Here is an 18,496-nt window from a genome sequence, read left to right on the forward strand (position 1 = left end):
GGCTGCCTGAAGGTGAGCGAGAACCCTACCTAATCCGAGCGCCCCCGTCCCGCAACCCGGGCTGCTTGCGGGCGCTTATCCCTTGGAATAATGCTCGATTTCTCGGCATTCCGGCGGCGCGCGGCGCTGCCCGCCCTCGCGAGCCCTCGGCCCCATGATGTCCTCCCGCGTTTCCGCCCCGGCGCCCGGCGCGCTCGGCCCGCCGCTCCGACGGCGTTTCTTCGCGCGCAGCGTGCACGAGGTGGCACCCGAGCTGATCGGCGCGACGCTGTTAGTCGAGGGTGTCGGCGGCGTCATCGTCGAGGTCGAGGCCTATCACCACACCGACCCGGCGGCGCATTCCTACGGCGGGCAGACCGCGCGCAACGCCGTGATGTTCGGTCCGCCCGGATTCGCCTATGTGTATCGCTCCTACGGCATCCATTGGTGCGTCAATGTCGTCTGCGAGGCGGAGGGCTCGGCCAGCGCCGTGCTGATCCGCGCGCTGCAGCCGACCCACGGGGTGGAAGCGATGCGCGCCCGCCGCGGCCTCGACGACGCGCGCAGCCTCTGTTCCGGCCCCGGCAAGCTGGCCCAGGCGCTCGGCATCAGCATCGCCCACAACGGCCTGCCACTCGACGCCCCGCCATTCGCGATCCATCGCCGGATCGGCGAGCCGGACATCGTCACCGGCCCGCGCATCGGCATCACCAAGGCGGCGGACTATCCGTGGCGGTTCGGGCTGAAGGGGTCGCGGTTCGTCAGCGTCCCCTTCAAATAGCCGATCATTCGCACCGCCTGCGCCACGACCGCCCCGGCGACCGTCCGAAAGATCACCGCGGCTAAAATGGAATATTGGCGATCTGCCCGGTCAACTCCTGATACAGCTTCTGGTAGTCCGCGCAATCCTTCTGCCGATTGGGATTGTTCCGATCAAAACACTTCGTCTTCAGGGCATTCATCTCGGCATATTTCTGCCGGATCGCCGGATCGCCGGTGTTCGGCTTCGTCGACGGCGGACCGACCGGAAGAGGAAACTGCGGCCCCGTGACATTGGGCACGACCGTCGCCGTGCTGCTTGGCGCGCGCGGCGCCATCCGGTCGCCGACCCAGTCCTTCCATTGTCCGACGTCCTCCTGCAGTTCCTTGTAGAGATTGGCCACCTTCGCTTCGCTCTCCCACAGACCCTGGCCCTCGTTGATCACGGGCGCCTGCGGCATCCCGCTCTTGTCCGCGGCGATCTTGATGATGCCGTGGTAGTATTTCTGGGTTTCGCCCGGCATCCATTTGTTCGGCACCACCGCGCCGTCGAACTCAGCGATCGCGATCCAACCGATCTTGGGATTGTAGACGCGAACCAGATTGTACAGCCGGACGCGCACGCGGCTGTAGTCGTTGGTCACAACCTGCTTGGAAATGAAATCGTCGACCGCTTCGCGGAACGAGATCTCCGCCTGCGCCTCCGAGATTCCGTGGCCGGCCGGCTGCGCAGCCGCAGCGGTGGGCCACAATGCCAGCTGTGCCGCCAATGCGGCCACGAAACAGCCGGATAGAAACTTCAGCGTGATCATGAAATGCCCCTCCCAAATCGCGGGGCGCGGATCGGGATGACCGCTCCCGCCGTGAAATGAGAATAACGCTAGGCACGCGAACAATAAGTTGCAATTTAACACAAAGCAGCAACGAAAAGAACTATCCATCAACAAGTGATTAGTTACCATCATGACGACATCGATCGGTCATCGTTTACCAGTGATGATAACGATCGACTTGTCGCAACGTTCAACTCTACGACCGCATCGCCGCCCGTGCGCGGCGCAAATGCTCCGGATACCAGGCTGTGAAGATCGCGGTACCGATCAGGATGGCGTAGGAGATCAGCTCGTAGCCGAGCTCCGACAAAGCGCGGGCGATAATCAGAAACGACAGCCAGGGGGCGAAGGAGAGCACGATCTTGACGACGGCGAGCATCGGGCGCGGATCCTGTTGAGATGCGCCGATCCCAGACAAGACGACCCACGCGCGTCCTTGGCGCGGATCAACAGCAGCGTTCCGCGTCGCCTTGTCACCGACGCGTCATCCTTAAGGAGCCCGGCAGCCCGCAGGGCAGCCGGGCGTCTCGAAGGATGAGCCACACACACCGTGGCTGTCACCCTTCGAGGCTCGCTGCGCGAGCACCTCAGGATGACGGCACTGCCTTGAATGAGACGGTTACGACGCGTTCTTGATCCGCAGCAGCGCTTCGAGGATCTTCATCTTGCGGGCGACCGCGGCCTCGCGCTTTTCCTTCTCTTCCTCGACGACTTCTTCGGCGGCGTTGGCGACGAATTTCTCGTTGGCCAGCTTGGCTTCCGCGCGCTTGATGTCGGCTTCGGCCTTGCCGAGCTCCTTCTCCAGCCGCGCCTGCTCGGCGGCGAAGTCGATCAGCCCTTTCAGCGGCAAGGCGGCGACGTCGCCGCGCACCAGCAACTGCACGGCGCCCTGCGGTGCGCTGTCGGCGAACGAAATCTCGCCGACGCGCGCCAGCCGCTTGATCACGTCGCTCCAGCGCTCGGCGCGGCCGCGCGTGGCGGCGGAGGCGCCGACCAGCACCAGCGGCGTTAGCGTCGCCGGCGTGATGTTCATCTCGGCGCGCACCGAGCGCATCGCGGTGATCAGATCGACCACCCAGCCGATCTCGGCTTCGGCCGCGTCGTCGGTGAAGTCCGGCGCAGCGGCCGGAATGCTGAGCAGCGCCGCCCCGACCATCGGATCGCTCGCCGCCGACGCGCTCATCACCGCGATCTGCTCGTCACTCATCCCGGATTTGCGCGACCACGGCGCCAGCACCAGCAGGCCGTCACGCGACGCCGTCACCGCCCACAGCTCCTCGGTGATGAACGGCATGAACGGATGCAGCAGTTTGAGGATCTCGTCGCGCGCCCACGCCACCATCGCGCGGGTCTCGGCCTTGGCGGCGCTCTCCTCGCCCATCAGCACGGGTTTGGCGAGTTCGAGATACCAGTCGCAATACACGTTCCAGACGAAGCGATAGGCCGCGCCCGCCGCGTCGTTGAAGCGATAGCTCTCGATCGCCTCGGTGACCTCGCGGGTCGCGCGCACCGCCTCGTGCGCGATCCAGCGGTTCAGCGTTTCCTTCGCCGCGGTGTAGTCGAATTCCTTCGGCGCCGCGCAGCCGTTCATTTCGGCGAAGCGGCAGGCGTTCCACAGCTTGGTGGCGAAGTTGCGATAGCCTTCGACGCGGCTCGACGCCAGCTTGATGTCGCGGCCCTGCGCCGCCATCGCCGCCAGTGTGAAGCGCAGCGCGTCGGCGCCGTATTGGTCGATCAGGTTGAGCGGATCGATGACGTTGCCCTTCGACTTCGACATCTTGGCGCCCTTCTCATCGCGGACGAGGGCGTGGATGTAGACCGTCGGGAACGGCACATCGCTCTTGAAGTGCAGCCCCATCATCATCATCCGGGCGACCCAGAAGAAGATGATGTCGAAGCCGGTGACCAGCACGTTGGTCGGGTAGTAGCGATCGAGCTCCGGCGTCTCGTCCGGCCAGCCCAGCGTCGAGAACGGCCACAGCGCCGAGGAGAACCAGGTGTCGAGCACGTCTTCATCGCGGGTGATGAAGCCCTCGCGCTTGAGCGGATCTTCCGCCATGTCGTGCGCCTGCTCGGGTGTCAGCACCTCCTGCTCGACATAATAGCCGAGCGCATTGCCCACCGCCTCTTCCTCGGTCTCGGCGACGAACACACGGCCGTCCGGCCCGTACCAGGCCGGGATCTGATGGCCCCACCACAATTGCCGTGAAATGCACCAGGGCTGGATGTTCTCCATCCACTCGTAGTAGGTCTTCTCCCAGTTCTTCGGCACGAAATTCGTCGCACCCGAGCGCACCGCGGCGATCGCCGGCTGCGCCATGGTCTTGGCGTCGACGTACCATTGGTCGGTCAGGAACGGCTCGATCACCACGCCCGATCGGTCGCCATGCGGCACCATGTGGACGTTGGGCTCGATCTTCTCCAGGAAGCCGAAATCGTCGAGCCGCTGCACGATGATCTTTCGCGCGACGAATCGATCGACGCCTTCCATCTCGGCGGCGAAGTCGCGCGCGCCTTCCGGCAGGCCGTCGAGATAGGCGCTGTTGTCGGCGACCGCGATGCGGCCCTCGATGTCGAGCACGTTGATCTGCGGCAGGTGGTGCCGGCGGCCGACCTCGAAATCGTTGAAGTCGTGCGCCGGCGTGATCTTCACCGCGCCGGAGCCCTTCTCGGGATCGGAATATTCGTCGGCGACGATCGGAATCCGCCGGCCGACCAGCGGCAGGACGACGTGCTTGCCGATCAGATCGACATAGCGATCATCGTCCGGATTCACCGCGACCGCGGTATCGCCGAGCATGGTTTCCGGCCGCGTGGTGGCGACGACGATGTAGCTCGACGGATTCTCGGGATCGAACGGCACGCCTTCGAGCGGGTAGCGCAGGTGCCAGAGATGGCCCTTCACTTCGATCTGCTGCACTTCGAGATCGGAGATCGCGGTGAGCAGCTTCGGGTCCCAATTGACCAGCCGCTTGTCCTTGTAGATCAGCCCCTGCCGGTGCAGTTCGACGAACACCTTCACCACCGCGCGGGACAGGCCCTCGTCCATGGTGAAGCGCTCGCGCGACCAGTCGCAGGAGGCGCCGAGCCGCTTGAGCTGGTTGACGATGACGCCACCGCTCTCGGCCTTCCACTGCCACACCCGCTCCAGGAATTTCGCCCGGCCCATCTCACGCCGGCCCGGCTCCTGCCGCTCCATCAGTTGCCGCTCGACGACCATCTGGGTGGCGATGCCGGCGTGGTCGGTGCCGGGCTGCCACAGCACGTCGCGGCCGCGCATCCGCTCGAACCGGCACAGGATGTCCTGGAGCGTATTGTTGAGCGCGTGGCCCATATGCAGCGAGCCGGTGACGTTCGGCGGCGGGATCACGATCGAATACGGCTCGGCGTCGCGGCGGTCGGCGCGGCCGGCCTTGAACGCCTCGGCGTCTTCCCAGGCGCGCGCGATGCGGCTTTCGATGTCGGCGGGCTGGTAGGTTTTCTCGATCATGGCCATGCAATCAAAATGGGGGCTTGCCGGGCGGGCGAGCGCGCGCATCCGGTACGCGGCTAGAAACCCGCCGGCGCGCCGCAAGTCAACATGGGGAAGACCAGCAATTCGAACCGGCGCCCCGCAGCGGAGCGCCCTCGCCTAGCGGCCGCGCGACACCCGCTCGATTTCCTGGCGCACGATCCGCTCGACCAGGGTCGGCAGATTGTCGTCGAGCCAGGATTTCAGCATCGGCCGGAGCATCTCCTTGACGAGATCCTCGAGGGTGCGCGCGTTGTTGCTGAGCACCGTGTTGGCGAGCGAATTGAACGCCGATTCCACGGCCGACACCGTGGCGCGCGACATGATCGGCGCCTGCGGCGGATCCTCGGACCAGGAGGATGTCGACGGCTGGTAGGCGGGCTCCGGCATCGCCGGCTTCGGCTCCGGCGCCGCCGGCCTGGGCGCCGCGGCTTCGGCGAATTCGAGATCGTCTTCGACCGGCTTGCGGTACGACGCCTGCGGCAGCGGGGTCGGCGTCGGAGCAGGCTCCGGCTCCGGCTCCGGCTCAGGCTCCGGCAGGGCCATCTCGTCGGTCAGTTCGAGCACGTCGCCGTCGGGCTGCGGCGGCCGCACCTCTTCCTCGGTGGTCGAGGCATCGAGCCCCGCCAGCAGCGCGTCGATGTCGTCCTGATTGTTGCTGGCCTCCGCCGCGGCCGGCGCGGGCGGCGGTGGCGCAGGCGCCGGTTTCGGCGGCGCGACTGGCTTGGGGGCTGCGGCCTGCGGGGCCGGGCTCGGGGCGGGCGGAGGTGGGGTCATGGCCGCGGGCTTGCTCGGCGTTGGAACCGGTTTCGGCGGCTCCGGCTTCGGGGCGGCGGCGACCGGCGGTTTGGCCGCGGTCGCGGGCTTGGCTTCATCGTCCGCGATGATACGACGGATCGACGCCAGAATCTCCTCCATGGAAGGCTCTTGGGCCCTTGCAGGCTGCGTCATCTCCGACTCCACATCATCACGCCCTTGTCGGCGTTGTACACCAAAGCTCTGCGGGACGGCCCGGTTCCGGATCGGCGCGGCCGACTTTCATCAGCGAACGCCCGACTTGTCCCCAGCTCAAGTGCCGTGCGATCGACGGTCGGCACGCCACGCATCGCGAAGCGACACGCGATCATGCGTGGGCGACACGAATCGCCTCCGACCATACCGACTACGCTACGGCACGCGACGAATTGTTTGCAAGCAAGGGAGACGACGCGCGCCGAAACGGCGCGCCGTCCGGGACGAGATCAGCGACCGTCGGGCGTCCGAACGCCGACCCAGGAATCGCGGACCTGATGGTAGTGCACACTCGGATCGTAGACATCGGTCTTCAGGCCGAGCACCTGCGGCGCCAGCCGCCCGATCGCACTCAGCACCGAATACGACGCCACCACGCGATCATGCTGCGCCGTCACCAGCGACACCCGCGCATTGACCAGCGCCTGCTGCGCGTTGAGGACGTCGAGCGTGGTGCGCTGGCCGGCCCGCGCCTCTTCGCGCACGCCGTTAAGCGCGATCTCCGATGCCTTGACCTGGGACTGTGCCGAGGCGACCTGGGCCCGGCCCGCTTCGAGCTGGCCCCAGGCCTGCACGATGGTCGCGCGGGTCTGGTCGCGCACCTGCTCGAGATAGAGACGCTGCTGCGCCAGCGATTCCTTCGATTGCCTGATCAGCGAATATTCGGAGCCACCCTGATAGATCGGAATCGACACTTGGGCGGTCGCCCCGGCGACGAACTGCTTGCTCGTCGTGATCGACGATTCCCATGATTGCTGCGCGTTCGCCTGCAGAGTGACGGTCGGGAACAGCGCGCCTTCGTTGATCTTCACGTTGAGATAATTGACGTCGACCCCGTACATCGCCGAGGTGACGTTCGGATTCTCGACCATGCCGAGTTCGACCGCCTTCGCCAGCGTTGCCGGCAGGAAGCGATCGACGGGCGATCCCGGCGCCAGCCCGGTCGGCTCGCTGCCGATGATCCGGCGGTAATTCGCGCGGGTGGTCGTGAGATTGGATTCGGCGGTGAGCAACTGGGTGTTACCGGCCGCAAGCTGCGCCTGCGATTGCGCGACGTCGGTACGGGTGACCTCGCCGACATTGAAGCGGTCGTTGGTCTGCTTCAGCGTCTGGTCGAGCACGCGGACGTTGGACTTCTGCACCTCGACCGTCGCCGCGTCGCGCAGATAGTCCATGTAGATGGTCGCGGCCGACAGCAGCACGGATTGTTCCAGCACGCGAAGTCCCTCGCGCGCCGATGAGACCTGGCCCTCGGCCGCGCGAGTGCGGTTGGCGGTCTGGTTGCCGTTGAACAGCGTCTGCGTCGCGGTGATGCCGACCGACCGCGGAACCTGCGTGCCGTTGAGCTGATACCGGTTGCCGAGTTGGACGCCGGCGACGTCGGTGTATTGATAGCCGCCGCTCGCCGTCACCGAAACCTTGGGACGATAGCCCGACAGCGCCTGCGGAACCGATTCGTCGGTCGAGCGCACCGAGGCGCGTTGGGCATTGAGCTGGGGGTTGGTCTGGTAGGCGCGGATCAAGGCAGCCTCGATCGTTTCGGCCAGCACAGGGGCCGGACCCAAACACGCCAGAACGACGCCGGCAGTCATAAGACCGGATAACCGCTTCACCCCATTCATCCCAGGCAATCCAATCTTGCAGTTCATTACCGCGGGGCGAGCAACCCTGCGTATCACGCCGGCATTCAGCCGCCGCAAGTCCCGCCGAACATTAAGACACCGAACGAAGCGAAGGAACCCCCGCCGCTTCCCGCCGGCTGAAACTTCTGAATTGGGGCATCCGGGCCACACTTCTGTTTTGCAACGGAAATTCGTCCGATTGCGCTAGAAAACGAAGGTTGGAACCCGTCGAAGGCCCGGCAAAACCGGGACCGAGGTATCGAACAGCACCCGCGATCCGAAATCGCAATGCGACCGGGTGATCACGGTGGCCCGCTGCGGCCGCTCGGTGGCGAATGCCCCGACCAGACGGCCGTTGAGCTTCAGCTGGTCGTACAGCCCGGTTGGCTCGATTTCGGTGGCGCCGTTGAGGATGATGACGTCGAACGGCGCGTCGGCCGGCGCGCCTTCGCCGCACGGCGCGACGCGGACCGTCACATTGGCCAGTCCGAGTTCGGCGAGAGTCGCCCTCGCCTGCGCGGCCATCGCTTCGTCGTCGACCGTGGTGACGACCCGATCCGCCAGCTTGGCGACCAGCGCGGCGACGTAGCCGGTGGCGCCGCCGACCACCAGGACATTCTCGCCATGGCCGATCTCGGCCGATTGCAGCAGCCGTGCCGTCACGGTCGGATCGAGCAGCACATGGCGAAAGTCGCCGCCGGTTCCGTCGAGATCGATGTCCTGGTCGAGATAGGCCAGACACTTCTGATCGTCCCGCACGAACGCCTCACGCGGGACCACCCGCATCGCATCGATGATTCGCCAGTCCGTCACGCTGTGCGGCCGGATCTGACCGTCGACCATGTTCAAGCGTGCGCGTGCGAAATCGGACATCGGTGTTCCCTGCAGAGGTGAAGCCGCGCCATCCATGATGCAACGCGGTCGAAAACGCAACAATCCGCAAACCCTGCAAAACACCGGGCCGGCGCCCCTTTTGATCGACGCGGAAAACACCAGATGAAAGAGCGAGTCGGCCCGATCGGCGGCGGCGTCATTCCGGCGTCACGACATGTGGATTTCCGCTTTCCATTGCCGAACGGCTTTGTTATACGCTGCCCCGCGAAGTTCGCTTCGCCTCGTTCCCTGGTAGCTCAGTGGTAGAGCAACCGGCTGTTAACCGGTTGGTCGCTGGTTCGAATCCGGCCCGGGGAGCCAACATTTTTTTCGGACATCGCCATCGATCTGGCGCCGTCGCTCGACGATGGCGACCGACGACGGCGATCGACCGCGAGCGGCGTGCTCCTGGTCGCGCCGCAACTCACTGCGTGCGCAGCTCACTGCGTGATCGTCCGGTCGGGTGCGCACCCATCAAATCCTCGTGGTTCGCGCGATCCACATGCAGCGCCCGCTCGCGCACCCCTGATCCGCGACCGGCACCCTCCGCGCATTGCAAGCGCGCGTGACGGGCCGGTTGCCCCGATCCGATCCGTCGCGGCCCATCGACTCGCTCTGGCGGCAGTCGCGCGGCCCATGCGCCCCTGATCAAGGTCGACTGCTCACGCTGCATTGAAACGGGCCTGTTGCATCGCGGGAACCTCTCTCCCTGCATCACGTTGCGTCGCTATCGGGATCGACGTGATCAAGATCATCAACAGGAGACCCTCCCAAGTTTCGATCAATCGCTTTTGCCGCTGCTGCAGCGACCGTTGCGCTGGCCATCGCCACCCCCGCCTCGGCGCAGCGCGCCGCGCAATATCCGGGCGCCTGCTCGCAGATGTATCCGAACGCGGACTGCCGCGGCTACAACATGAACAGCCCGTATAACGGCACGCATCAGGCGCGCCGTCACTATCGCGACAGCAATGCGTTCTGGCCGGGCAATGTCGCCGCCGGCGTGGTCGGCGGCGCGATCGGCGCAGCCGGCGCGATCGCTACCGCGCCGTTCCAGACCGGCTACCAGCAGGACTACGGATGGAACGGCGGCGTCACCGAATCCTACGCCCGGCGCAACGGCTTCGTCTGCATGCCCGGCACCACCTTCCGCGGCGAAGACGGCCGGATGCATCTCTGCCAGTAAGCAGCGCGCAAAGGCTGTGAGCGAAAGCCGTCCCTTCGGGGGCGGCTTTTTGCTGGGTGCCGGTTCGACGCCGGGCGGATGCGTCGTCGCAACGAAGTATCAACCATAATCGATTGATCCCGCAGCGCTCGATCAGGCACCCGGCTCGCAGCGAAAAAACGGGGATCGATAAAATTCGAATGATCGGTTCAACCTGAACCCAAAATGTACTCGGCACAGTGCGGCTCGACAGGGAGCCGACCATGAGTGAAGCCGAATACGCCCGTTTGCTGGACGACGTCAGCCACGCTTTCGCCGAAGGCGACCAGGACAATGCCCGCATGCCGGGTCAGGTGATGTCGATGCGCCGCGCCGCCAACGACAATTCGATCGAATGGCCGCTGATCCCGTTCCCGTCCGACTTTCACGCGTCCTGACACCACGGCGACGCGTCCGATCAGGCGACTGTTGTCGCCTGCCCGCTCCGACCGTCGATCGCGCTGGAATTCGGCTGGGATGGTTGGAGGCCACGTCGGGAATCGAACCCGAGTAAACGGTTTTGCAGACCGGCGCGTAACCACTCCGCCACGTGGCCCCAACGGCGGACTTCTATAGGCCCGGAGCCGGAGAGGCAACAGCCTCGCGCCGGACCAATGCGCCGAGGCTGCGATCCCCGCCTCTCCTGCCGTCGCGGCGGACCGGCGCGCCGCTCTATTTCAGCACGATCCAGGCCGGCGCATGGTCGCTGGCGTCCGGAGCGCCGCGGATCGCGCGGTCGACGCCGCCGCGCGCCAGCCGCTGCGCACTGGCCGGGTCGAGCAGCAAATGATCGATCCGCAGCCCGTGGTCGCGCTCGAACCGGTTTCGCCAGTAGGTCCAGAACGTGTACGGCGCCTGCTCGGGATGCAGCGCGCGCAGCGCGTCAGTCCAGCCCTGCTTCAGCAAGGCGGCGAACAGCGCCCGCGGCTCCGGCTGCAGCAGCGCATCCTTGTCCCACGACCGCGTCGGGTAGATGTCGGCCGGCGTCGGCACCACGTTGAAATCGCCGGCCAGCACCACCGGCACACCGCTCTTCAGCAGCTTGGCCGCATGCCGGTTGAGCCGTTTCATCCAGGCCAGCTTGTACTGGAATTTCGGCCCGGGCTGTGGATTGCCGTTCGGCGCGTACAGGCAGCCGACGATCATCCCGGCGACCGCGGCTTCCAGATAGCGGCTCTGCAGATCCTTGGCGTCGCCCGGCAAGGCCCGGCGGGTGACCACGATCTCGGCGCGCTTGCGGGCGAGAATCGCGACACCGTTCCAGGTCTTCTGTCCGACCCAGGCGGCGGAATAGCCAGCCTTGAGCAGCGCCGCTTCCGGAAAGTCGTCCTGCGCCGCCTTCAGCTCCTGCAGGCAGACGATGTCCGGCTTCGCCGCCTTCAGCCAGCCGAGCAGCACCGGCAGCCGCTTGTTGACGTTGTTGACGTTGAAGGTGGCGATCTTCAGGGGCGCTTCCTCGCTCGCTCCACGAGGGAACGCGTGCGTCGGGCGGCAGTTGCATGGCTGTTCATTGCAGGAGGCCATCATGTCCAAAGACGACCATCAGCCCACCCCGATCGCGGGCCGCGCGGCCACCGTCGATCCGGCGGCGACCAAGGGCCAGCAGCAGGCGCCCGGCACCGGCGACAATCCCTCGCCGGGCGCGGCCGAAGACGCCGCGGCGGCCAAACGCGAATCCGAAAAGGGTTAGCACCTCACCCGCGCTTCTTGCGACGGTAGTCCCGCTTCTTCGGCTTCGGCGCCAGCTCCGGCATCTCCGCCTGGACCTCGCGATAGCGCGCCAGCATGCGGTCGAACGCGGCCAGCAGCGTGGTCTCGATGTCGGGGCGATGCTGCAGCCGGCTGAGCAACAGCGCGGCGGCTTCCAGCGTCGACAGGCCGTCGCTGCGCGGCTCCTTGCGCAGCTTGCCGTAGCGCGAGGGCGCCGCCGGATCGAGGATCACGCGCTGGCATTTCAGCATCCAGGCATTGCGCCACCACAGCGCCTTGGCCTGGCTCCAGGTGCCGTCGAGCAGGATCACGCCCTGGATGCTGTCGAGAATGTCGTCCTGATACGGCTCGGCCTGGCCCTTGCGATCGATCGCGATGATCTCGGCGCCGGTGGCGAGCTCCGACGCACGCGCCGAGCCGAGATACAGCACCGCCCAGCGCGACGGATCGTGCACGGTGCGGCCGAGCGCCTTCGACAGGCTCGGCCACGACAGCCCGATCTTGACCACGGCGTTGTCGAAATGCTGCGCGGCCAGCCGCGCGCTGCCGAGCCCGCGGTCCTGCTCCTGCGGATGCTGCAGGACCAGGAGCTGGATCTTGCTGGTCAGCGGCTCGACGCTGTCGCAGATGCACAGCGGCAGCGGCTTGCCGCAGCGCGCGCATTCCGGGATCGGCTCGGCGCGCGGCGGCGTCTGGGGTTTCGACGGGGTTGCCATGGTGTCGCCTACTCCGCGGGGGCCGCGACGGGCGCGGGCTTGCGCCTGCGCCATTGTCGCGCCCGGTCGATCAGCAGATAGATCACCGGCGTGGTGTACAGCGTCAGCACCTGCGACACCAACAATCCGCCGATGATGGTGATGCCGAGCGGCCGGCGCAGCTCGGTGCCGGGCCCGACCGCGACCACCAGCGGGATCGCGGCGAACAAGGCGGCCAGCGTGGTCATCAGGATCGGCCGAAAGCGGACGATGCAGGCCTCGAAGATCGCGTCCGCGGACGACATCCCGCGCACGCGTTCGGCCTCCAGCGCAAAATCCACCATCATGATTCCGTTTTTCTTGACGATGCCGATCAGCATGATGATGCCGACGAACGCGATCACCGTCAGTTGCGTGCCGGTGACCAACAGCGCCAGCAGCGCGCCGAGACCGGCGGAGGGCAGCGTCGAAATGATCGTCAGCGGATGCGCCAGGCTCTCGTAGAGCACGCCGAGCACGATGTACATCGCAATCAGGGCCGCCAGCAGCAGCAGCGGCTGCTTGCTGGAGGCGGCGCCGAAATCGCCGGCGGTGCCGTCGAACGAGCCGCGGATGCCCTCCGGCATGTGCAATTCGTCGACCGCGCGCTGGATATTGGCCGTCGCGTCTTGCAACGGCACATCCGGCAGCAGGTTGAACGACACCGTGGTCGAGGGGATCGACTGCGAGTGGAACACCGCCAGCGGCGACAGCCCGCGTCTGGCCTTCACCACCGCCGACAGCGGCACCTGCGCGCCATCGGCGCCGGCGACGAAGATCCGATCCAGATCGGTCGGGTCGTTCTGGAATTTCGGGTCGATCTCCAGCACCACCTGATACTGGTTGCGCTGGGTATAGATCGTCGCGATCTGACGCTGCGAAAACGCGTTGTTGAGGGCGTTGTCGATGTCCTGCACCGAGACGCCGAGCCGCGACGCCATGTTGCGGTCGATCGACAGCGTCAGTTCGAGGCCGCCGTCGTCGCGGTCGCTGGAGACGTCGGTGATGCCCTCCACCGTCTGCATCCGCGTGCCGATGATCGGCGCCCATTTCTGCAACAGATCGAGGTCCGGGCTGGCGATGGTGTACTGATAATTGGAATCGCTCTGCCGCCCGCCAGCGCGCAGATCCTGCGCCGCGAACATGAACAGCCGGATGCCGGCGACCTGGCCGAGCTGGCGGCGCAGCCGGTCGATCACCTGCTGCGTGGTGACGCCGTCGCGCTCCGCCGACGGCTTGAGATTGATGAACATGGTGCCGCGATTGGAGCCGCCGCCGCCCGGCCCGCCGCCGCCGCCCAGCACCGAACCGACGCCGGCGACGGCGGGATCGGCCATCACGATGTCGGCGAGTTGTTCCTGCAGCTTGCGCATCGCCTGGAACGAGACGTCGGCCGAAGCGCGCGTCGATCCGATCACGAAGCCCGAATCGTCGATCGGGAAGAAGCCCTTCGGCACCTTGACGTAGAGCGTCACGGTCAGTGCGATAGTGGCGAAGAACACCAGCATGGTGAGGCCGGGAAAGCCGAGTACCGCGCGCAGCGTCCAGGCATAGAATCCGACGATGCGGTTCAGCGTGCCGTCGACCACGCGGTCGTACCAGTTCGGCTGGCGCGGCGTCGTTTCGGCGCGAATGAAATGCGCACAAATCATCGGCGTCACCGTCAGCGACACCACGGTCGACACCGCGATCGCATAGGTCAGCGTCAGCGAGAATTCGCGCAACAGCCGGCCGACCAGCCCGTCCATGAAGATCAGCGGCGCGAACGCCGCGACCAGCGACAGGCTGATCGACAGCACGGTGAAGCCGATCTGCTTCGCCCCTTCGGTCGCGGCGCGGACCGGCTCCATTCCGCGCTCGAGATTGCGGTACATGTTCTCGATCATCACGATGGCGTCGTCGACGACGAAGCCGACCGCGATCGCCAGCGCCATCAGCGACAGATTGTTGATCGAGAAGCCGGTGAGCCACATCCCGGCGCAGGTGCCGGCCAGCGCCAGCGGCACCGAGACGCCGGCGGCGATCGTCGGCGTCAGCCGCCGGAGGAAGGTCAGCACCACCACCATCACCAGCACGGCGGTGGCCAGCAGCGTCCACAGCATGTCGTCGACGCTGGCGCGGATCGTTCCGGTGCGGTCGGTCACCACCGAGATCTCCACCGACGCCGGCATCCAGCGTTTCAGTTCCGGCAGCAGCGCCTTCACGCGATCGACCGTCTCGATCACGTTGGCGTCGCCCTGTTTGGTGATCTGGATCAGCACCGCGGGCTGCTTGTTGTACCAGGCGATCTGACGGCTGTTGCGGGTGGCGTCGGACACCGTGGCGACGTCCGACAGCCGCAGCGTGTTGCCGTTGCCGCTTTTGATCACGATGTCCCGGAATTGCGCCGCGGTGCGCATCTGCGGATTGGTCGCGATCGTCTCGCTCTGGCGGTCGCCGTCGAAGGTGCCGACCGGGCCGACCGGATTGGCGTTGATGATCGCGGTGCGAACGTCGTCGGTCGCGATGCCTGCATTCGACAGCGCCACCGGATTGAGCGCGATCCGCACCGCCGGCTGGTCGGCGCCGGAGACCGTGACGTCGCCGACGCCGGGCACCTGCGAGATGCGTTGCGCCAGCACGGTGTCGGCGACGTCGTAGATCGCGCTCACCGGCATCGTCTTGGAGGTCAGCGCCAGGATGAACACCGGCGCCGCGGCGGAGTTGAATTTGCGGAATTTCGGCAGCGTCGGCAGGTCGGTCGGCAGGTCGCTGACCGAGGCGTTGATCGCCGCCTGGACGTCGCGGGCGGCCTTGTCGATGTTGCGGCCGATCGAGAACTGCAACTGGATCCGCGTGGTGCCGAGCGAACTGGTCGAGGTGATTTTGTCCAGCCCCGCGATCTCGCCGAGCCGCCGCTCCAGCGGCGCGGCGACCGTCGCCGCCATCACCGAGGGTGCCGCGCCCGGCCGCGACGCCGTCACCATCACCATCGGGAAATCGACGTTGGGGATCGCCGCCACCGGCAGCACGGCGTAGGACACCATGCCGAGCAGAAACAGCCCGATCGCCAGCAGCGTGGTGCCGACCGGTCGGGCGATGAAAGGCCCGGACATCGAGGCCATCAGCGCGCCTCCTCCGCCGGGCCGGCCAGCGGCGGCGCCGGCGGCAGCGCCCGCTCGAACTTCCGGTTGATCCGGTCGAGCGCCAGATAGATCACCGGCGTGGTGTACAGCGTCAACAACTGGCTGAGCAGCAGGCCGCCGATGATCGAGATGCCGAGCGGAAACCGCAGCTCGGAGCCGGTGCCGCTTTCGACCGCGAGCGGCAGCGCGCCGAACAGCGCCGCCAGCGTCGTCATCATGATCGGACGGAACCGCAGCCGGCAGGCCTGCACGATCGCGTCGTAGGACGACATCCCCTTGTGCCGCTCCGCCTCCAGCGCGAAGTCGATCATCATGATCGCGTTCTTCTTGACGATACCCATCAACAGGATGATGCCGATCAGCCCGATCACCGAGAGGTCCTGCCCGAACAGCATCAAGGCCAGGATCGCGCCGACGCCCGCAGAGGGCAGCGTCGACAGGATGGTGATCGGGTGGATGAAGCTCTCGTACAGCACGCCGAGCACGATGTAGATCGTCACCAGTGCTGCGAGGATCAGCCAGGGCTGGCCGGACAGCGATTTCGAGAACTCGGCGGCGTCGCCGTAGAACACGCCGACGATGCTGCCGGGCATCCCGATCCGGGTCTCGATCACCTTGATCTCGTCGACCGCCTCGCCGAGCGACGCCCCCGGCGCCAGATTGAAGCTCAGCGCCACCGACGGAAACTGCGCCTGGTGCGAGATCGACAGCGGCGCGGTGGTCCGCTTCAATTCCGCCACCGCCGAGATCGGCACCTGCGCGCCGTCGGTGCCGGGCACGTACAGCTTCGACAGGATCGACGGGTCCTTCTGGTAAATCGGCATCGCCTCCAGCACCACGCGGTACTGGTTGGCCTGGCCGTAGATCGTCGAGATCTGACGTTGCGCGAAGGCGTCGTTCAGCGTGTCGTTGATCGCCTGGAGGCTGACGCCGAGCTGGCCGGCGCGCTGCCGATTGACGTCGAGCGCGGCGCGCAGGCCCCGCTCCTGCGCTTCCGACGAGACGTCGCGGAACAAGGGATCGTCGCGCAGCTCGGCGACCAGCTTCGCCGCCCATTCCGAGACCAGCGCCGCATCCGTGGCGGTCAGCGTGTACTGATATTGCGAGCGGCTCGACTGGGTCGAGATCTGCACGTCCTGCACCGCCTGGAAGTACACCGTCATGCCGGGGATCGACGCCACCCGCTGCTTCAGCCGCTCGATCACCTCGGCGACGCCGGCCTTGCGGTCACCGCGCGGCTTCAGCGTCATCACCAGCCGGCCGACATTGGTGGTCGGATTGACCGTGCCGGCGCCGATCACCGACACCACGCCGATCACGTCCGGATCGGCCTTGATCGCGTCGGCCGCCTCGGTCTGCCGCGCCTGCATCTCGGCGAAGGAGACGTCCTGCCCGGCCTCCGTCACGGCGGTGATCGAGGCGGTGTCCTGCAGCGGCAGGAAGCCCTTCGGCGCGACCACATAGAGCGCCAGCGTCGCCACGATGGTGAGGAACGTCACCACCAGCGTGGCGCGCTGATGCTTCAGTACCCAGAGCAGGCTGCGGTGATAGGCCTCGGCACCGCGATCGATCCAGCGGGTGATGGCCGCGAGGCCGGGCACCTGGCGCTCCTCGTGGGCGTGTTTGAGCAGCCGCGAGCACATCATCGGCGTCAGCGTCAGCGACACGATGGCGGACGTCACCACGGCGATCGTCAGCGTCAGCGCGAATTCGCGGAACATCCGGCCGACCAGGCCCGACATGAACAACAGCGGGATGAATACCGCGATCAGCGACATCGTCAGCGAGATCACGGTGAAGCCGATTTCGGAGGCGCCGGACAGCGCCGCCTGCATCGGGTTTTCGCCCTCCTCCATATGGCGGACGATGTTCTCGATCATCACGATGGCGTCGTCGACGACGAAGCCGGTGCCGATCGTCAGCGCCATCAGCGACAGATTGTCGAGGCTGAAGCCGGCGAAATACATCACCCCGAACGAGGTGATCAGCGACAGCGGCAGCGCCACGCCGGCGATGATCGTCGCCCGCATCGAGCGCAGGAACAGCAGCACCACCAGCGTCACCAGCCCGACGCTGAGCAGCAGCGTGAACTGCACGTCGTTGACCGAGGCGCGGATCGTCTCGGTGCGGTCGCTGACCACGGTGAGCTTGACGCCGGCCGGGATGATGCGTTGCAGCTTGGGGATCTCGGCGCGGATGCCGCGGACCACTTCGATGACATTGGCGCCCGGCTGGCGCTGGATGTCGAGGATCACCGAGGGCGTGCCTTGGTACCAGGCGCCGGTGCGGTCGTTCTCCAATCCATCGAGAATATTCGCGACGTCGCCGATCGTCACCGGCGAGCCGTTGCGATAGGCAACGATGATCGGCTTGTAAGCCTCTGCCGTGGCGATCTGGTCGTTGGCGGCGATGGTGTAGGCCTGTTGCGCGCCGTCGAGCGAGCCCTTCGGGCCGGAGACATTGGCGCCGGCGATCGCCGTGCGCAGGTCTTCCATCGAGATGCCATAGGCGGCGAGCCGGGCGAGATCGGCCTGGACCCGCACCGCCGGCTTCAATCCGCCGAGCACCGCGACCCGGCCGACGCCGCTGATCTGCGCCAGCCGCTGCGCCAGCATCGTATCGGCGATGTCGCTCATCGCCCGCAGCGAGGCGGTGGTCGAGGTCAGCGCCAGCGTCATCACCGGGGCGTCGGCCGGGTTCACCTTGGCGTAGGTCGGCGGGTACGGCAGGTTCTTCGGCAGGATGCCGGCGGCGGCGTTGATCGCCGCCTGAACGTCCTGGGTGGCGCCGTCGATATCGCGGTTGAGGTCGAACTGCAGCGACACCTGGCTGACGCCGAACGATGAGGTCGAGGTCATCGCCGTCAGCGACGGAATCTGGCCGAGCTGCCGCTCCAGCGGCGCGGTGATCAGCGACGCCACCACGTCGGGGCTCGCGCCCGGCAGCCGGGTCGAGACCTGCACGGTCGGAAAATCGACCTGAGGCAGCGCCGACACCGGTAGCGAAAAATAGCCGAGCACGCCGCCGAGCAGCAACGCCACGCCGAGCAGCGAGGTTGCGATCGGGCGCCGGATGAACGGCTCGGAGACGCTCATGCTTCTGTCCTCAGCGCTGCGGCTTCATGTCGTCACATCGGCG

The 18,496-nt window shown here is 66.5% G+C and carries 14 protein-coding genes and 2 tRNA genes; 5 read left to right on the top strand and 11 right to left on the bottom strand.

What is annotated here, in order from left to right:
- The first annotated feature begins 154 nt into the window (after window positions 1-154).
- Window positions 155-760, top strand: coding sequence for a DNA-3-methyladenine glycosylase (locus RPB_RS14555; protein ID WP_011441775.1), 606 nt, complete (start codon window positions 155-157; stop codon window positions 758-760).
- A gap of 61 nt (window positions 761-821) precedes the next feature.
- Here the strand turns inward: RPB_RS14555 and RPB_RS14560 are convergent, their stop codons facing one another.
- From RPB_RS14560 to RPB_RS14585, 6 genes are all read right to left on the bottom strand, one after another.
- Window positions 822-1,550, bottom strand: coding sequence for a hypothetical protein (locus tag RPB_RS14560; protein ID WP_011441776.1), 729 nt, complete (start codon window positions 1,548-1,550; stop codon window positions 822-824).
- A gap of 217 nt (window positions 1,551-1,767) precedes the next feature.
- Window positions 1,768-1,950: a hypothetical protein gene (locus RPB_RS14565; protein ID WP_011441777.1), complete on the bottom strand. Its 183-nt coding sequence runs from the start codon at window positions 1,948-1,950 to the stop codon at window positions 1,768-1,770.
- A gap of 240 nt (window positions 1,951-2,190) precedes the next feature.
- Window positions 2,191-5,061 carry a valine--tRNA ligase gene (locus tag RPB_RS14570; RefSeq protein ID WP_041798733.1) on the bottom strand — a complete coding sequence of 957 codons (2,871 nt, stop codon included), beginning with the start codon at window positions 5,059-5,061 and terminating at the stop codon, window positions 2,191-2,193.
- Between the two features lie 141 nt (window positions 5,062-5,202).
- Entirely contained in the window at window positions 5,203-6,033 is an 831-nt protein-coding gene (locus RPB_RS14575; RefSeq protein WP_011441779.1) for a PopZ family protein, read from the bottom strand.
- Window positions 6,034-6,323: 290 nt separating this feature from the next.
- Complete coding sequence (locus RPB_RS14580) at window positions 6,324-7,715, bottom strand: TolC family outer membrane protein (RefSeq protein WP_041798261.1); 1,392 nt, start codon at window positions 7,713-7,715, stop codon at window positions 6,324-6,326.
- A 204-nt stretch (window positions 7,716-7,919) separates the two neighbouring features.
- Complete coding sequence (locus tag RPB_RS14585; protein ID WP_011441781.1) at window positions 7,920-8,588, bottom strand: protein-L-isoaspartate O-methyltransferase family protein; 669 nt, start codon at window positions 8,586-8,588, stop codon at window positions 7,920-7,922.
- Between the two features lie 246 nt (window positions 8,589-8,834).
- Between RPB_RS14585 and RPB_RS14590 the strand changes: the two genes are divergently transcribed.
- The 3 genes from RPB_RS14590 (at window position 8,835) to RPB_RS24895 (ending at window position 10,187) form a co-directional block, all read left to right on the top strand.
- Window positions 8,835-8,909, top strand: a tRNA-Asn gene (locus RPB_RS14590).
- 559 nt (window positions 8,910-9,468) lie between these two features.
- Complete coding sequence (locus tag RPB_RS14595; protein ID WP_011441782.1) at window positions 9,469-9,771, top strand: hypothetical protein; 303 nt, start codon at window positions 9,469-9,471, stop codon at window positions 9,769-9,771.
- A 242-nt stretch (window positions 9,772-10,013) separates the two neighbouring features.
- Window positions 10,014-10,187, top strand: coding sequence for a hypothetical protein (locus RPB_RS24895; RefSeq protein WP_011441783.1), 174 nt, complete (start codon window positions 10,014-10,016; stop codon window positions 10,185-10,187).
- An 84-nt stretch (window positions 10,188-10,271) separates the two neighbouring features.
- On the opposite strand, the gene RPB_RS14605 is transcribed toward RPB_RS24895, so the two are convergent.
- Both RPB_RS14605 and RPB_RS14610 read right to left on the bottom strand, forming a co-directional pair.
- Window positions 10,272-10,345 (bottom strand) — tRNA-Cys (locus tag RPB_RS14605).
- Window positions 10,346-10,461: 116 nt separating this feature from the next.
- Entirely contained in the window at window positions 10,462-11,235 is a 774-nt protein-coding gene (locus RPB_RS14610; RefSeq protein ID WP_041798734.1) for an exodeoxyribonuclease III, read from the bottom strand.
- A gap of 79 nt (window positions 11,236-11,314) precedes the next feature.
- On the opposite strand from RPB_RS14610, the gene RPB_RS24605 reads away from it, so the two are divergent.
- Window positions 11,315-11,479, top strand: coding sequence for a hypothetical protein (locus tag RPB_RS24605; RefSeq protein ID WP_157038827.1), 165 nt, complete (start codon window positions 11,315-11,317; stop codon window positions 11,477-11,479).
- 4 nt (window positions 11,480-11,483) lie between these two features.
- Here the strand turns inward: RPB_RS24605 and RPB_RS14615 are convergent, their stop codons facing one another.
- From RPB_RS14615 to RPB_RS14625, 3 genes are read right to left on the bottom strand one after another with little or no spacing between them, the layout of a single operon-like run.
- The gene (locus tag RPB_RS14615) at window positions 11,484-12,215 is read right to left on the bottom strand and encodes a tRNA-uridine aminocarboxypropyltransferase (RefSeq protein ID WP_011441785.1); all 732 of its coding nucleotides are present in this window, start codon (window positions 12,213-12,215) and stop codon (window positions 11,484-11,486) included.
- Between the two features lie 8 nt (window positions 12,216-12,223).
- A complete protein-coding gene (locus RPB_RS14620) occupies window positions 12,224-15,337 on the bottom strand; it encodes an efflux RND transporter permease subunit (RefSeq protein WP_011441786.1) in 3,114 nt (1,037 codons plus the stop codon).
- The gene (locus RPB_RS14625; RefSeq protein ID WP_011441787.1) at window positions 15,337-18,453 is read right to left on the bottom strand and encodes a multidrug efflux RND transporter permease subunit; all 3,117 of its coding nucleotides are present in this window, start codon (window positions 18,451-18,453) and stop codon (window positions 15,337-15,339) included. The genes RPB_RS14620 and RPB_RS14625 overlap by 1 nt, the downstream gene beginning before the upstream one ends.
- Window positions 18,454-18,496 lie beyond the last annotated feature (43 nt).

The sequence above is a fragment of the Rhodopseudomonas palustris HaA2 genome, assembly GCF_000013365.1.
GTDB classification, from domain to species: Bacteria; Pseudomonadota; Alphaproteobacteria; order Rhizobiales; family Xanthobacteraceae; genus Rhodopseudomonas; species Rhodopseudomonas palustris_J.

What these genes read in the sequence shown, in the direction of transcription:
- RPB_RS24605 (WP_157038827.1), top strand. Translation starts at nt 11,315, where the DNA reads ATGTCCAAAGACGACCATCAGCCCACCCCGATCGCGGGCCGCGCGGCC.
- RPB_RS14575 (WP_011441779.1), bottom strand. Translation starts at nt 6,033, where the DNA reads ATGACGCAGCCTGCAAGGGCCCAAGAGCCTTCCATGGAGGAGATTCTG.
- RPB_RS14615 (WP_011441785.1), bottom strand. Translation starts at nt 12,215, where the DNA reads ATGGCAACCCCGTCGAAACCCCAGACGCCGCCGCGCGCCGAGCCGATC.
- RPB_RS14565 (WP_011441777.1), bottom strand. Translation starts at nt 1,950, where the DNA reads ATGCTCGCCGTCGTCAAGATCGTGCTCTCCTTCGCCCCCTGGCTGTCG.
- RPB_RS14580 (WP_041798261.1), bottom strand. Translation starts at nt 7,715, where the DNA reads ATGAATGGGGTGAAGCGGTTATCCGGTCTTATGACTGCCGGCGTCGTT.
- RPB_RS24895 (WP_011441783.1), top strand. Translation starts at nt 10,014, where the DNA reads ATGAGTGAAGCCGAATACGCCCGTTTGCTGGACGACGTCAGCCACGCT.
- RPB_RS14595 (WP_011441782.1), top strand. Translation starts at nt 9,469, where the DNA reads ATGTATCCGAACGCGGACTGCCGCGGCTACAACATGAACAGCCCGTAT.
- RPB_RS14560 (WP_011441776.1), bottom strand. Translation starts at nt 1,550, where the DNA reads ATGATCACGCTGAAGTTTCTATCCGGCTGTTTCGTGGCCGCATTGGCG.
- RPB_RS14570 (WP_041798733.1), bottom strand. Translation starts at nt 5,061, where the DNA reads ATGATCGAGAAAACCTACCAGCCCGCCGACATCGAAAGCCGCATCGCG.
- RPB_RS14585 (WP_011441781.1), bottom strand. Translation starts at nt 8,588, where the DNA reads ATGTCCGATTTCGCACGCGCACGCTTGAACATGGTCGACGGTCAGATC.
- RPB_RS14555 (WP_011441775.1), top strand. Translation starts at nt 155, where the DNA reads ATGATGTCCTCCCGCGTTTCCGCCCCGGCGCCCGGCGCGCTCGGCCCG.
- RPB_RS14625 (WP_011441787.1), bottom strand. Translation starts at nt 18,453, where the DNA reads ATGAGCGTCTCCGAGCCGTTCATCCGGCGCCCGATCGCAACCTCGCTG.
- RPB_RS14620 (WP_011441786.1), bottom strand. Translation starts at nt 15,337, where the DNA reads ATGGCCTCGATGTCCGGGCCTTTCATCGCCCGACCGGTCGGCACCACG.